Origin of the sequence: Vibrio sp. SCSIO 43140, from assembly GCF_023716585.1 — a bacterium.
Classification (GTDB): domain Bacteria; phylum Pseudomonadota; class Gammaproteobacteria; order Enterobacterales; family Vibrionaceae; genus Vibrio; species Vibrio maritimus_B.
This window is the reverse complement of the sequence record NZ_CP071851.1, coordinates 1,616,269-1,630,160: the sequence shown is the minus strand read 5'-3', so window position 1 is coordinate 1,630,160 and position 13,892 is coordinate 1,616,269. Positions and strand designations below refer to the sequence as shown.

The following is a 13,892-nucleotide window of genomic DNA, read 5'->3' as shown; positions in this document are numbered from 1 at the left end:
TCTGGAAATCTCTAACTAGCCTTTAGTTAACAAAAATATAACAATTTGTTTCTGGTTGTATTTTATTGATACCGGACTCAATAAGTAAGTGGTTAAGTTTTCGTCTTGACCTTTTACTTGTGCAGTTTGGCGTTACTTTTTTAGACCCAGTGAAGGGTCGAAAAAACCTAGTTGGTCTTCGTTTACCGTCGTCGAATCACAGCTTGTTGGGTTTTGATTACGGACTTGTCCCATCCTAGATTGTTTGATCACTCTCTGGACGTGCTTGGTACAAGTCATAGGGGAACCACGTCAAAAACGGCGTGGCTAGGCAAAGGAGAAATCTTTTGAAGAGATTGCTGACCATTCACGTTGGGATTGGTTTGGCGACTGCGCTTGTCAGCCAACCTCTCCTCGCCGAGTCGAGTAACTACAACTTAACTCGGGGTGTTACTGATATCAGTAACCAAGTCTATGACCTGCATATGCTCATCTTTTACATTTGCTGTGCAATCGCCTTTGTGGTGTTTGGGGTGATGTTTTACTCCATTTTCAAACACAGAAAGTCCAAAGGTGCTGTGCCTGCGAATTTCCACGAGAGTACTAAAGTCGAAGTTGTTTGGACCGTGATACCCATCATCATCTTGGTATTGATGGCGATTCCTGCGACCAAAACTTTAGTGGCGATGGAAGATACCTCTCAATCAGATATCACGATCAAAATTACCGGTTCGCAGTGGAAGTGGCATTACGCGTACTTTGGCGAAGACGTTGAATTCTTTTCGTTGATGTCTACCTCGCAAAAACAGATCGATGGGATAGAAGAGAAGGGGGCACACTATCTGCTTGAAGTGGATAACCCGCTGGTAGTACCCATCGATAAAAAGATCCGTTTCTTAATGACTTCCGATGATGTTATCCATTCATGGTGGGTGCCTGACTTTGCGGTCAAGAAGGACACCATCCCAGGCTTTATTAATGAAGCTTGGACCAAAATCGATGAGCCAGGTGTGTATCGAGGTCAATGTGCCGAACTTTGCGGTAAAGCGCACGGCTTTATGCCCATTGTTGTTCAAGCCATGACACAAGCGGATTACGACGTATGGTTGGCTGGCAAACGAGAAGAGATGGCGCTAGCCAAAGCCGAAGCGGCCAAAGCGTTGGATGCGACGCTGTCTATTGAAGAGCTTTTGACCACAGGCGAAAGCATTTATGCAAGTCGCTGCTCTGTTTGTCACCAAGCGAACGGACAAGGTCTTCCCGGTGCGTTCCCTGCTATTGCAGGGGCCGAAGTGGCGACGACGGGTCCTATTGATACACACATCAGCAAGATTGTTGACGGAGTGCCTGGAACAGCGATGCAGTCGTTTGCCAATCAGCTAACCGATAAAGAGATCGCAGCTGTTATTACCTATCAGCGTAACGCTTGGGGTAATAACACCGGAGATGTAATTCAAGCCTCAGACATCAATGCGTACAAAACTCAGGAAGCGGAGCCTAGCTCCAAGGAGTTATGATGAAAACGGATCCAATGGAAAAAGTGAAAGCATCCGCAGTGACCGATGCTGACATGAGCCGCGCAAACAGCACGGCAGTCTTAGAAGACGATCATCATGATCACGCGCCCTCAGGTTGGCAGCGCTGGGTATACTCCACAAGTCACAAGGATATAGGAACCCTCTACCTCTGGTTCAGCTTTATTATGTTCTTGACCGGCGGAGCCATGGCGATGGTCATTCGCGCCGAATTGTTCCAGCCTGGTTTGCAGCTTGTAGAGCCGAACTTCTTTAATCAGATGACGACGGTACATGGTCTCATCATGGTATTTGGAGCGGTGATGCCTGCATTTACCGGCTTAGCCAACTGGATGGTGCCGCTAATGATTGGTGCTCCGGATATGGCGCTGCCGCGCATGAACAACCTAAGTTTCTGGATCTTGCCGTTTGCGTTTCTCATTCTGATTGCTTCACTGTTTATGCCGGGCGGTGGTCCTAACTTTGGCTGGACCTTCTACGCACCGCTGTCAACCACCTACGCGCCAGATAGTACGGCACTGTTTGTATTCTCGGTTCATATCATGGGTATCAGTTCGATCATGGGGGCTATCAACGTGATCGTGACCATTTTCAACATGCGAGCGCCAGGCATGACATTGATGAAAATGCCTCTGTTTGTGTGGACGTGGTTAATTACGGCATTCCTACTGATTGCTGTGATGCCTGTGCTAGCGGGGGCGGTGACCATGGTGCTGACCGATAAGTACTTCGGCACCAGCTTCTTCGATGCCGCTGGTGGCGGTGACCCAGTCATGTTCCAGCATATCTTCTGGTTCTTCGGACACCCTGAGGTATACATCATGATTTTGCCATCCTTTGGCATCATCTCTGCAATTGTGCCGGCATTTAGTGGTAAGAAGCTGTTCGGGTATCACTCAATGGTGTACGCGACGTGCAGTATCGCCCTGCTTTCGTTCTTGGTTTGGGCACACCATATGTTCACGACCGGAATGCCGGTGTTTGCTGAGCTCTTCTTCATGTATTGCACCATGCTCATAGCTGTACCAACGGGCGTGAAGGTGTTCAACTGGGTGGCAACCATGTGGCGCGGTGCATTAACGTTTGAAACGCCGATGTTGTTTGCCATCGCCTTTATTGTACTTTTCACCATAGGTGGATTCTCGGGCTTGATGTTGGCGATAGTGCCAGCTGACTTCCAGTACCATGACACTTACTTTGTTGTCGCGCACTTCCATTATGTGTTGGTATCAGGTGCCGTATTCTCCATCATGGCTGCTGCCTACTATTGGTTGCCTAAGTGGACGGGGAACATGTATGACCACAAACTCAGTTTGTGGCATTTCTGGTGCTCAGTTATCTCGGTGAATGTGCTGTTCTTCCCTATGCACTTTTTAGGCTTGGCTGGCATGCCTCGTCGAATTCCAGACTACGCAATTCAGTTCGCGGATGTGAACCAGATCGTCTCTATTGGCGGGTTTGCATTTGGTTTGTCGCAGCTTATTTTCCTTTGGTTGGTCATCAAGTGCATTAAAGGTGGTCAGAAGGCTGAAGCCAAGCCTTGGGAACGCGCTGAAGGCCTTGAGTGGACAGTACCGAGCCCTGCACCTCATCATACCTTCACCACACCACCAAAGATTGATTAGTAGGGTGGATTGCCATGGATAGCGAAACTAGAAAATCGAACAGAAAACTGGTGGGCTGGCTGGGTGTCGCCGTAGTTGCGATGTTTGGCTTTGGTTTCGCTTTGGTGCCTCTTTACGACATTATGTGTGAGGCGCTTGGTATTAACGGCAAAACCAATACCGAATCTGCTGTTCAGCCTGTAGGCATGCGAGCCGACATCTCACGCACTATTCGTGTTGAGTTTATGGCGCATGTTAATCCTGATATGCCTTGGGCGTTTAAACCAGAGAAACTCTCTTTGGACGTACACCCCGGTGAAGTCATTCAAACAGCCTATCTGGCTAAGAACCAATCTAATCAATCACTAATAGGGCAGGCGGTGCCATCTGTATCACCGGGTACCGGTGCGACATACTTCAATAAAATAGAGTGCTTTTGCTTTAACCATCAGCCGTTAGAGGGCAAAGGCGAAGCCGAAATGCCACTCATCTTTTATATCGAGCCAGACATTCCAGAGTCAATTCATACTCTGACCCTCTCTTACACCCTTTATAACATTACGAGCAGTGCAGCGACCCAAGGTGCCACTCTCGATATTTCTCGTGCACAGGTCGACAGCGGTAACGACGCACTGAATCTATCAACATCGGAGATAAGCTATGAGTAAGACTCAAACTTATTATGTTCCGGCGCAGAGCAGTTGGCCCATTGTTGGAGCCGTAGCGCTGTTTTTTGTTGCAGTTGGGGCGGGACTAACCGTTCAACATCTTGACACTGGCGGTGCAGGCAGCGTCATCGGGGGGATCGTATTAGCGCTTGGCGTGGCGGTGCTTATCTACATGTTTTCTGGGTGGATGAGTAATGTTATCTCTGAATCCATGTCTGGGCTTTATTCTGCTCAGCTGTCGCGCTCATTTAAGCAGGGTATGAGTTGGTTTATCTTCTCTGAAGTGATGTTTTTTGGTGCGTTCTTTGGTGCTTTGTTCTATGCAAGAATGATATCAGTCCCTTGGTTAGGCGGCGCAGACAATAATGTCATGACTCATGAGGTGCTGTGGCCAGCATTTGAGGCGATTTGGCCGCTTACTACCACTCCAGGCGGCACTACCACAGAAGCGATGCCATGGACGGGATTACCACTACAGAATACCGTCATCCTGCTGCTATCGTCGATAACCCTGCATATGGCGCACGTCAGCCTTGAGAAAAACAAGCGTACCGCGCTCATTGTATGGCTAGAGATCACCATCGTCTTGGCTGCGTTTTTCTTATATTACCAAGCTGTCGAATACGCTCATGCTTATCAGGATATGGGATTAACCCTCCAATCGGGTATCTACGGCAATACCTTCTTCATGCTCACTGGCTTCCATGGTCTTCATGTATTTATCGGGACAGTGTTCTTAATCGTCCTTCTATTTCGAATAGCGAAAGACCACTTCACCCCTAAAGACCACTTTGGTTTTCAAGCGGGCAGTTGGTATTGGCACTTTGTCGATGTGGTGTGGTTGTGTCTATTTGTTTTTGTGTACGTCTTATAGATATGGGAGCCTTGCGAATGGTATTTCGCAGGGCTGAGAATTTTAGTTAGTTAAAGATTTTAGCTAGTAAGGACGGGGGTTAGGCGTTAACAAACCACTTTGAAGCGCGATGATGAGAAGAATAATGACAATCGCGGAGAACAGAACACGACGACCCAAATAATAACTCATGGGTTTATCCGAATCAGGGTCGTCGCGCACCATTCGAATTAGGGCAAGCGCTAAGTTAAAGATGATGAAGAGTAACAGCAGTACTAAAGCAATCTTAAACAACAGTGTGGGCGACATTGGTACTCCTCGCGTTATCTGGTTCAAAACCGTGAAGTTTTGGATTGGTTTAGCTTTAACTTTGGTTGTGTTTTCAGCATTGGTCAAATTAGGAATGTGGCAACATCAACGCGGTGATGAAAAAGTTGCGTTGGAGGAAACGTTAGCGCAGCGTGCTTTGTTACCTGCCGCAGAGATTACTTCACTCTCTCTACCACTAGCGAAGCAGAGTGAGCATAACTATCTGAAATGGATAGGTTTGCCAGTAAGTGCTTACTTGGTGCCTAGTCCTTATCTATATTATCTCGACAATCAAACTCTAGATGGCGTAGTGGGTTATCTCGTTTATCAATTGATGATTGCTCCGTCACAACAAAATCAACGGTTTTTGGTAGAGCTGGGCTTCATTGCTGGTGGATTAGACAGACGTCACTTACCCGTTGTGACGCCAATATCAAAGCCAGTCGATGTTCAAGGGCGACTCTATAAGAAAATAGATAGTCCGCTTGGCAGTGAGTTGCACAGTGAGCGGTTTGTTGACGAACACTATTCGTTATATCGGATTCAAAACCTTAATTTGGCATTGCTGAGTGAAGCGTTGCGTAGCGAGCAGGCTTTGACAGGCGCCGATGTGGAAACAATCGGAGGCGAGTTGTCAGCTTGGGTTATTCAACCAACTGACAATTTGACCGATTACCCGCACCCTTGGAAGCCAATCTCTATGAACTCGGCAAAGCATTATGGCTATTCGTTTCAATGGTTCACGATGGCTGCAGTATTCGCGCTGGTTGTTATGGTCGCTTTTGTTAGATGGCGCAGCACTTCAGGTCGTGTAAAAAATGGAAATAGAGGGTGAAATATGAGTAGTAACCTAGGTATGGAGACCAGCAAGCCCGTCGTTGACCCCAAAACAGTGCGACGTGGCCGCTTAACCTTGATAGCTCTGGTGGTGTTTTTTGCATTGCCTTTCATTATTGCCAAAGCCATTTTGAGCAACAACTGGTATGAGTCGGGCGTGACCAATCACGGTCAGCTGATTGAGCCTCGAATGACGTTTGAAACTCTGGGTATTGATAATCCATTGCAGAGCCAAAGCTGGCAGCTTGGTTTCATGCTACCCGCCAAGTGTGATGAAGCTTGTATGAACAGACTTTACGTCATGGGGCAGACCTACCTTGCTTTAGGCAAGTATAAAGAGCGCGTGACACCCGTTGTGTATGTTCTCCCTGGGCAAACGCTGCCAGAACTTCCAGAGACACTCACCGTGGTAACCGTTAACGATGCGTTTGAGGGCGTGTTGCCATCGCAGGGCTATCTTATTGCAGACACGCTGGGTCAGTTGGTGATGTTTTTCCCTCCCGCTACCAAAGAAGAGCAGGTATCGCACAGTAAAGGACTACTCTCCGATCTCAGAAAGCTGTTGAAGCTTTCAAGAGTTGGGTGATCAGTAAACAGAGCAGAATCGGTAGGCAGAGCAAGGAGTCGCTATGGGATTGATGAACTTAGTTAAAGCAGCACTCGTTTTGACCGTTGTGGTCATTGCCATGGGAGCGTACACACGTTTGGCAGATGCTGGGCTTGGTTGCCCTGATTGGCCAGGGTGTTACGGCAAGCTGACCGTGCCGAGCTCTAAAGTGGACGTTGAAGTTGCAAATACTCTATATCCAGAGCGAGCCGTAGAACCTTATAAAGCTTGGCTAGAAATGATTCACCGCTATCTTGCAGGCGGTCTAGGGTTAATGGTGTTTGCTATTACGGGTATCGCTTTAGCTAAGTGCCGCGACAAGTTAGGAACGCTACTACCCGTCGCTCTCTCTCTAGTGATTATCTTTCAAGCAGCGCTCGGTATGTGGACAGTGACTCTTAAACTGATGCCAATTGTTGTTATGGGACACCTCATTGGCGGCTTTACCATGTTTTCGCTCTTGTTTTTCACTTATCTGAAGCTAAGACCTAAATTGGAAATAAGACGACAGAATACACCAGAAGAGAATTTGGAAAATACCAGTAAGTCGTTTGAGCCTAAGGTAGTTGATAGACCAATCTCACCAACAGCTCTAAATATCGTTAGCTCTCGATTGAAGGCGTTTGCACTCTTGGCATTGGTTGTCACGGTTGGTCAAATCATTCTAGGCGGTTGGACGTCTTCTAATTATGCTGCTGTTGTCTGTACTGCGCTGCCTATTTGTGAAGGTAACTGGACACAGTATCTGGACTTCAAAACCGCGTTTACACCCGTTCACTTTGGCTTTGATAACTACGAATTCGGGGTGTTGGAATATCCTGCAAGAATGACGATTCACGTAACTCATCGCATTGGCGCCATCGTTGTGGCGTTGATTGTCGGCATGCTGGCATTTAGGCTACTCCGTTATCCCTACCAAGCGATTCGCAAGTTGGGCATGGTTGTCGCGGTCATTCTTGGTATTCAATTAGCGCTTGGCATCAGTAATGTGGTGTTCCACTTACCACTTCCGGTCGCTGTGCTGCATAACTTAGGTGCAGCGCTATTGCTGCTCAGTCTTATTCATACTAATTATGCACTGCGCAGTGCGCGTTATATTCGAGCTGAAAAACCTAACCTAACCATTGTCGAAGCGACGACATCGATAAAAACGCTTAAGGCATCTGGAGACAAGGAGAGTTCTCTATGAGTAAAACCAATATCTTGGCATCGACGGCTAATACCACTGTTGTTAAGTCCTCCGTAAACTGGCGCGTTTATCTTACCTTGACCAAGCCAAAAGTGGTTGCGTTGATGATATTAACGGCATTGGTAGGGATGTGTCTGGCGGTACCGGGAGCTTTGCCCGTTCAAGCCAGTGTGCTCGGTCTATCTGGTATTGCATTGATGGCGGGTTCGGCTGCTGCATTCAATCACCTTATTGACAGACGCATTGACGCCATAATGGCTCGAACGCATAAACGACCGCTGCCTTCAGGCGATCTCAGCGCCGGAAAGGTCTTTGCTTTTGCGACGTCTATCGGTGTGCTTGGGTTTGTGGTGCTAGCGCTTGGGGTAAATTGGCTGACAGCATGGCTCACGTTCGCGAGTTTGTTGGGCTATGCCGTTGTATACACACTTTATTTAAAGCGCGCGACGCCACAGAACATTGTGATCGCTGGCATAGCAGGGGCAATGCCACCGCTCTTAGGTTGGACCGCGGTGACGGGGGAGCTGCATGCGAATGCATGGCTATTGGTGATGATCATCTTCATTTGGACCCCTCCACACTTCTGGGCGTTGGCTATTCACCGCAAAGACGACTACGCAAAAGCGGATATTCCAATGCTGCCAGTCACACACGGTGTTGAATACACCAAGACCTCAATTTTGCTTTACACCATATTGTTGGCACTAGTGTGCCTTATGCCTGCACTTGTTGGTATGACTGGGCTTGTTTATCTCGCGGGATCCACCTTCTTAAGCGCTGGCTTTATTTATTATGCTTGGAAGTTAAAAGTGGCTGCGACAGAGAAAACAGCAATGGAGACGTTTAAGTTCTCTATCATTCATTTGATGGTGCTATTTGTTCTATTGCTTGTTGATCACTACGTGGCGATTTAGTTAGGTAAAGAGCAGTTCCAACGCCTTGTTTTACCTTATCTTTGCTGAGTCTCAAACCTTCTAAAAAGCAAAGATAGGGTAAGGCACAATAGGAAGTAACAAGCGCCAACGATAAGCCAGATTTCAAAAATAAGTCCTGAAGAGTTGGCCATTTCAGTACCTACAAACGTCATTTCTTGAATCGATATCAGAGAAACGATAGAGGTATCTTTTACTAAAGAAATTGCTTGTCCCGCGAGCGCCGGTGCCACGGCTGTTAGGACCTGTGGAGCGACGACATCTTTATACTGGTACCAAGTAGATAACCCTAATGATTTTCCTGCCTCCCATTGCCCCTTAGGAATGGCGGATAGCCCTGCTCTTACAATTTCTGCAACGTAAGCAGATGAAAGCAGACCGATACAGATAACGCCAGAAAGAAGGTTCTCCCACAATGAGCTTGGTCCAAACAGAAAGGCTTGCCACGTAGAAACCTCACCCGTATACCCTCTCAAAATATCACTCAGTCCCAGCAATGGAATTAACTGATTCGAGATAAAGAAATAGAAAATGAAGATAAATACCAGTGGCGGGATATTTCTGACCAACTGAATAAATATATTGGCGGGTACACTGAAAACAGAGATAGCTGAGTGTTTTGCTAAACCCAACGCGGTCCCAAGAGTCACCGCTAGCACCATTCCCCATACGCTTAGGCGTATCGTGGCGATGATGCCTTGAACGAAATAAGGTAAGCCGCCATTGGCGGTGGGAGTGAACACCAACTCAAATGCTTGGCTCCAGCGCCAATGGTAGTTAATACCGATCGATGAACGATAGGCGAGCCATACGGCAACGCATATCAAAGCGATGATCAGGACGCCGTCGAGAAGTGTGGGTCTCCAACGTTTGCTGATCTGTTTTGGCGAAGGCACTGCGCTATTGTTCATCTTCATTGAGTTGGTGTCGCTCATAAGTTCTATTGTCCGCCAGCGATCTGGTCTTGCCAATCTAGCGTCGAGAACCAGTATTCATAGCGCTCTTTTAACCAGCCATCCTCGGTACGTGCTTGGATCCACTTATCAAAGAAAGCTTTCTTATCTTCTTCACCAAGTCGCACGGCAAAGGCTTCGTTACCTTTAGATAGACGGTCGCTGAATGGAATAAACAGCGCATCTGAGTGTTTAATCGCTTCATGCTCAGGCTTCGGGCTCGATGCAATAACCGCGTGCGCGTTGCCGTTTAATACCTCCTGGAAGGCTTGGGCATCATCATCAAACTGAAGTACTTTCGCTTTAGGGAATGTTTCGCGTGCTACCTGAACCGTAAAGGCACCTCGGCGAGCAGCAATCTTCACACGGCGAGAGTCGAAGTCTTCAATCTTTGAAAAGTCGCCGGCGAGGGCTTTGCTTGCCGCAACTTGTACACCTGAGTGAGAGTATGGTTCGGTAAACAACACACTTTTTGAGCGCTCTGGAGTGATCGACATACCGCCAATGATGACATCGAACTTTTGTGATAAGAGCGCAGGGATGATACCGTCCCAAGCGGTTGGTACGAACTCTACCTTCCAGCCAGAATCTTCAGCTAGACGCTTAGCAACATCGATCTCGAAGCCTACAAGTTCGCCTTGCTTATCTCTCATAGCCCAAGGTACGAATGTGGACATGCCGACTCTAAGCGTGCCTCGTTCATTAATCTTATCTAGGTTTGGTGTGTCGCTAGCGGCGACACCGAATGATACTGCGAGGCCAATCGCAGCAGTTGTGGCGGCCTTGACTAAGTGCTTGAGTTTCCCTTTCATAGTTAGACTCCTTGATGATAGATACAGTTACGTTAAATAACAGAGGTTTAGAATACGATGGTTGATTAGTGTTAGGCTCGTTTCTCCTGACTTAGGTGATACTCAAGCCACGCGGAGAAACCAGAAAGTGTCAAAGTTAGCATCAGATAAATAGCCGCGACCGTGAACCAAATTTCAAATGGCATGGCCGTCTCGGCGACGATATTTCGTCCCTCTGTTGTGAGGTCGAATATGGCCATCACGCTCACTATGGATGAGTTTTTGATGAGTGACACCACTTCGTTGGTCAAAGGTGGCAACGTTCGACGAACCACTTGCGGAAGAATGACATCAAAATAAGTATAGAAACGGGATAAACCTATTGAGCGACAAGCCTCAAACTGACCTTTTGGAACGCTATTTAAACCTGCTCTGAGTATTTCTGCGGTATAGGCCCCCTGAAACAGCGCGAGAGCGAACACCGCCGTTGAGAATCGGTCTAGCCCAATGATGGGACCGAATACAAAATACAACAGGTAGATTTGCACTAGCAGTGGAGTATTTCTTATTCCCTCGACATACGCGTGCGCAATCCCACGACCAACGACAGAGTTAGAGGTTTTGAGAAGCGCGGTGATAAGCCCAAACAGTAGAGTAAAGACCAGGGCCAAGGCACTGATCTTTATCGTAACTAACAAACCTTCGAGAAGCTCCGCTGGCCACCATTCACCATCTTCATAAAAGGCGAGGTAATCGGGCACACGCTCCCATTGCCAACGATATCCCATTGCCTGGGCTCCGCTGTCCAATAGCCACGCTAACGCTAACGCCACCAGTGCGATTTGCAGTAATGCCGATAATGCTGGCTTGAGTATTCTAAATAGCATCAGTGATTGAGGATCTTTTCCAAAAAGGCTTTAGTGCGAGGGTGCTGCGGCGCGTCGAAAATCTGACTAGGGGGGGCGGATTCCAATATCTGTCCCTCATCCATAAATACCACACTATCAGCAACGCGCTTTGCAAAGCCCATTTCATGTGTCACACACAGCATGGTCATTCCTTCTTCTGCGAGTTCAACCATTACGTTAAGAACCTCACTGATCATTTCAGGATCCAGCGCCGATGTCGGTTCATCAAACAGTAAGATATCCGGTTTCATGCAAAGTGAACGTGCAATGGCAACGCGCTGTTGTTGACCACCAGAGAGTTGCGAAGGGTACTTGTTAGCTTGTTCAGCAATTTTCACACGTTCTAGCATTTCCATTGCACGTGACTCTGCGTCTTGTTTTGAGAGCTTGAGAGTGCGAACTGGAGAGAGTGAGAGATTTTCGAGCACAGTAAGGTGTGGAAATAAGTTGAAGTGTTGAAACACCATGCCCACTTGACCAGGCTTTATCTGCTTAGAGCCAACCCCATGCCCCAATACTTGAATGTCACCGGAGTTATACGCTTCCAACCCGTTGATACAGCGAATGAGCGTCGATTTTCCAGAGCCCGAAGGGCCGCAAATGACGACGATTTCGCCCTGCTTTACTTCAAGCTCGATAGAATTCAAGGCTTGGAAGTCTCCAAACCACTTATTGACGTTGCTAAATTGTACTGCGTTCACGTGGAACCCATTGTTTTTGTTATCTCTCCATACATTAGCAACATAGATAAACCATCACAACACCCAGATGTGTTTTGTAGATACTCCGTGCACCATAGCAAAAAACATTCACAACCAAGTCATTTTGACTCGATTGTGTTTTTAGTTATCGATTTTATGTGAGGTCTATTAGACACATTTTTAATGTTGTTATTATGTTAATGTCAATAAAAACAATAAGATAAAAATTGGCATGCGAAATGCTATATGGGCTTCAGGAAATAATCAGCTTTGGCTAAGTACCAAAGCACGACTTAAAATACTGGAGTCCTTATTATGTTCTGTATTCAATGCGAGCAAACTATTCAAACCCCTGTCTCTAAGGGGTGTTCATACACACAAGGTATGTGTGGCAAAACGTCAGAAGTCTCCGACCTACAAGACGTATTAGTGTATACCCTGCAGGGTGTTTCATTCTGGGCTGACCAAGGTCGTAAGTTTGGTATTGTTGACCAAGAGATTGACCAGTGGGCGCCGAGAGCCTTCTTCTCTACACTGACTAACGTTAACTTCGACCCAGAGCGTATCATTGAGCTCTCTAATCTAGCGGCAGAATATAAAACTCGCCTTCAGCAGCAAGTACGAGCAGCATCTCTGGTCAAAGGTATTGCCATCGGTGAGCTATCTCCTGCGGCGAAATTTGAGCTGCCAACAACAAAAGAAGCACTACTAGAGTTTGCCCCTACCGCGGCAGTAAACCGCGGTCATAATAGCCTGCACGAAGATGTGATTGGTCTGCGCTTACTTTGCCTATATGGTCTAAAAGGCGCGGCGGCATACCTTGAGCACGCGCGCGTGTTGTCTCAGACTGACGAAGCTGTGTATGGTGAATATCATCAAATCATGGCTTGGCTAGGCACTGACCCCGTTAACCTTGAGCCACTGCTTAATACCTCAATGCAGATTGGTTTGATGAACTACAAAATCATGGAGATGCTCGATAAAGGTGAAACTGACACCTTCGGTCATCCTGAGCCAACGCAGGTGAATGTAAAGACCGTTAAAGGTAAGTGTATCCTTGTGTCTGGTCATGACCTGCATGATTTAGAAAAGATCCTTCAGCAAACCGAAGGCTTGGGCATTAATGTCTACACAAATGGTGAGATGCTGCCTGCTCACGCTTATCCTGAGCTGAAAAAATACCCACACCTTGTTGGCAACTATGGTAGCGCTTGGCAAAACCAGCAGAAAGAGTTCGCGAACTTCCCAGGTGCGATTGTGATGACCTCCAACTGCCTGCTCAATCCGAATGTCGGCCAATACGCCGACCGCTTGTTCACGCGTAGTATCGTAGGTTGGCCAGGTGTTGCTCACATTGAAGGTGATGATTTCAAACAAGTGATCGACTGCGCGCTAGCTCTAGATGGCTTCCAGCATGACGAAATCGAGCACATGATCACGGTTGGTTTTGGTCGTAATGCGTTGATGCAAGCAGCTCCAGCAGTAGTAGAGCAAGTGAAAGCGGGCGCGATTAAGCACTTCTTCCTAGTCGGCGGTTGTGATGGTGACAAATCTGAGCGCAGCTATTACACAGACTTTACTGCTCAGGCGCCAGAAGACAGCGTTATTTTGACTTTGGCCTGTGGTAAATTCCGCTTCAATAAAAATCAGTTTGGCGACATCAACGGCATCCCGCGTCTGTTGGATGTTGGTCAATGTAATGATGCTTATTCAGCAATCCAACTCGCGCTTGCTCTCGCAAACGAGTTCGATTGTGATATCAACGAACTGCCTCTAACACTGGTGCTTTCTTGGTTCGAGCAAAAGGCGATCGTGATTCTACTGACCTTGTTAGCACTGGGTGTGAAAGGTATTTATACCGGTCCAACAGCGCCTGCATTCCTAACCGATAACCTAATGGGCATTCTGCAAGATAAGTTCGACATGCGCGGTATTACAACCGTGGCAGAGGACTTAAAAACGATTCTGGCAGCGTAAACGTAGGTGACGGAAAAAATGACGCCTCTAGGCGTCATTTCTTTATTAG

Annotated in this window: 14 protein-coding genes; 9 read left to right on the top strand and 5 right to left on the bottom strand. The window is 47.3% G+C overall.

The annotated features are described in order from the left end of the window. Positions 1-326: 326 nt before the first annotated feature. The 4 genes from coxB to J4N45_RS25730 are packed head-to-tail and all read left to right on the top strand — an operon-like array spanning position 327 to position 4,660. The gene (coxB, locus tag J4N45_RS25745) at positions 327-1,496 is read left to right on the top strand and encodes a cytochrome c oxidase subunit II (protein WP_503057261.1); all 1,170 of its coding nucleotides are present in this window, start codon (positions 327-329) and stop codon (positions 1,494-1,496) included. Then, the gene (ctaD, locus tag J4N45_RS25740; RefSeq protein ID WP_234497822.1) at positions 1,496-3,139 is read left to right on the top strand and encodes a cytochrome c oxidase subunit I; all 1,644 of its coding nucleotides are present in this window, start codon (positions 1,496-1,498) and stop codon (positions 3,137-3,139) included. The genes coxB and ctaD overlap by 1 nt, the downstream gene beginning before the upstream one ends. A gap of 14 nt (positions 3,140-3,153) precedes the next feature. Next, positions 3,154-3,786, top strand: coding sequence for a cytochrome c oxidase assembly protein (locus J4N45_RS25735; protein ID WP_252015470.1), 633 nt, complete (start codon positions 3,154-3,156; stop codon positions 3,784-3,786). Continuing rightward, positions 3,779-4,660 carry a cytochrome c oxidase subunit 3 gene (locus J4N45_RS25730; RefSeq protein ID WP_252015468.1) on the top strand — a complete coding sequence of 294 codons (882 nt, stop codon included), beginning with the start codon at positions 3,779-3,781 and terminating at the stop codon, positions 4,658-4,660. Before J4N45_RS25735 ends, J4N45_RS25730 begins: the two co-directional genes overlap by 8 nt. Positions 4,661-4,723: 63 nt before the next feature. On the opposite strand, the gene J4N45_RS25725 is transcribed toward J4N45_RS25730, so the two are convergent. Then, positions 4,724-4,948, bottom strand: a complete 225-nt coding sequence (locus J4N45_RS25725) for a DUF2909 family protein (protein WP_042469869.1) — start codon at positions 4,946-4,948, stop codon at positions 4,724-4,726. Between J4N45_RS25725 and J4N45_RS25720 the strand changes: the two genes are divergently transcribed. Genes J4N45_RS25720 through cyoE form a run of 4 tightly spaced genes read left to right on the top strand, consistent with a single transcriptional unit; the run spans position 4,893 to position 8,495 of the window. Next, positions 4,893-5,783: an SURF1 family protein gene (locus J4N45_RS25720; protein WP_353505890.1), complete on the top strand. Its 891-nt coding sequence runs from the start codon at positions 4,893-4,895 to the stop codon at positions 5,781-5,783. The two genes, J4N45_RS25725 and J4N45_RS25720, sit on opposite strands and share 56 nt — an antisense overlap. Before the next feature lie 3 nt (positions 5,784-5,786). Beyond that, the gene (locus J4N45_RS25715) at positions 5,787-6,371 is read left to right on the top strand and encodes a redox-active disulfide-containing membrane protein (protein ID WP_252015465.1); all 585 of its coding nucleotides are present in this window, start codon (positions 5,787-5,789) and stop codon (positions 6,369-6,371) included. Between the two features lie 43 nt (positions 6,372-6,414). After that, positions 6,415-7,581, top strand: a complete 1,167-nt coding sequence (locus tag J4N45_RS25710; protein ID WP_252015463.1) for a COX15/CtaA family protein — start codon at positions 6,415-6,417, stop codon at positions 7,579-7,581. Continuing rightward, positions 7,578-8,495, top strand: coding sequence for a heme o synthase (gene cyoE / locus J4N45_RS25705; RefSeq protein WP_234496304.1), 918 nt, complete (start codon positions 7,578-7,580; stop codon positions 8,493-8,495). Before J4N45_RS25710 ends, cyoE begins: the two co-directional genes overlap by 4 nt. A gap of 35 nt (positions 8,496-8,530) precedes the next feature. Here cyoE and J4N45_RS25700 read toward each other — a convergent pair whose 3' ends face one another. The 4 genes from J4N45_RS25700 to J4N45_RS25685 all read right to left on the bottom strand — a co-directional run bounded on the left by J4N45_RS25700 (position 8,531) and on the right by J4N45_RS25685 (position 11,866). Then, positions 8,531-9,424: an amino acid ABC transporter permease gene (locus tag J4N45_RS25700; protein WP_252017247.1), complete on the bottom strand. Its 894-nt coding sequence runs from the start codon at positions 9,422-9,424 to the stop codon at positions 8,531-8,533. A 29-nt stretch (positions 9,425-9,453) separates the two neighbouring features. Further along, a complete protein-coding gene (locus J4N45_RS25695; RefSeq protein WP_252015461.1) occupies positions 9,454-10,278 on the bottom strand; it encodes a transporter substrate-binding domain-containing protein in 825 nt (274 codons plus the stop codon). A 71-nt stretch (positions 10,279-10,349) separates the two neighbouring features. Next, positions 10,350-11,144, bottom strand: a complete 795-nt coding sequence (locus J4N45_RS25690) for an amino acid ABC transporter permease (protein ID WP_252015459.1) — start codon at positions 11,142-11,144, stop codon at positions 10,350-10,352. After that, positions 11,144-11,866, bottom strand: a complete 723-nt coding sequence (locus J4N45_RS25685; protein WP_252015457.1) for an amino acid ABC transporter ATP-binding protein — start codon at positions 11,864-11,866, stop codon at positions 11,144-11,146. The genes J4N45_RS25690 and J4N45_RS25685 overlap by 1 nt, the downstream gene beginning before the upstream one ends. Positions 11,867-12,181: 315 nt before the next feature. On the opposite strand from J4N45_RS25685, the gene hcp reads away from it, so the two are divergent. Then, entirely contained in the window at positions 12,182-13,843 is a 1,662-nt protein-coding gene (gene hcp, locus J4N45_RS25680; protein WP_252015455.1) for a hydroxylamine reductase, read from the top strand. Positions 13,844-13,892 lie beyond the last annotated feature (49 nt).

Bases quoted from the DNA above. Each gene is read 5' to 3' on its own strand.
- ctaD (WP_234497822.1), top strand. From the start codon at position 1,496: ATGAAAACGGATCCAATGGAAAAAGTGAAAGCATCCGCAGTGACCGAT.
- J4N45_RS25735 (WP_252015470.1), top strand. From the start codon at position 3,154: ATGGATAGCGAAACTAGAAAATCGAACAGAAAACTGGTGGGCTGGCTG.
- J4N45_RS25730 (WP_252015468.1), top strand. From the start codon at position 3,779: ATGAGTAAGACTCAAACTTATTATGTTCCGGCGCAGAGCAGTTGGCCC.
- J4N45_RS25720 (WP_353505890.1), top strand. From the start codon at position 4,893: ATGATGAAGAGTAACAGCAGTACTAAAGCAATCTTAAACAACAGTGTG.
- J4N45_RS25725 (WP_042469869.1), bottom strand. From the start codon at position 4,948: ATGTCGCCCACACTGTTGTTTAAGATTGCTTTAGTACTGCTGTTACTC.
- J4N45_RS25715 (WP_252015465.1), top strand. From the start codon at position 5,787: ATGAGTAGTAACCTAGGTATGGAGACCAGCAAGCCCGTCGTTGACCCC.
- J4N45_RS25710 (WP_252015463.1), top strand. From the start codon at position 6,415: ATGGGATTGATGAACTTAGTTAAAGCAGCACTCGTTTTGACCGTTGTG.
- cyoE (WP_234496304.1), top strand. From the start codon at position 7,578: ATGAGTAAAACCAATATCTTGGCATCGACGGCTAATACCACTGTTGTT.
- J4N45_RS25700 (WP_252017247.1), bottom strand. From the start codon at position 9,424: ATGAACAATAGCGCAGTGCCTTCGCCAAAACAGATCAGCAAACGTTGG.
- J4N45_RS25695 (WP_252015461.1), bottom strand. From the start codon at position 10,278: ATGAAAGGGAAACTCAAGCACTTAGTCAAGGCCGCCACAACTGCTGCG.
- J4N45_RS25690 (WP_252015459.1), bottom strand. From the start codon at position 11,144: ATGCTATTTAGAATACTCAAGCCAGCATTATCGGCATTACTGCAAATC.
- hcp (WP_252015455.1), top strand. From the start codon at position 12,182: ATGTTCTGTATTCAATGCGAGCAAACTATTCAAACCCCTGTCTCTAAG.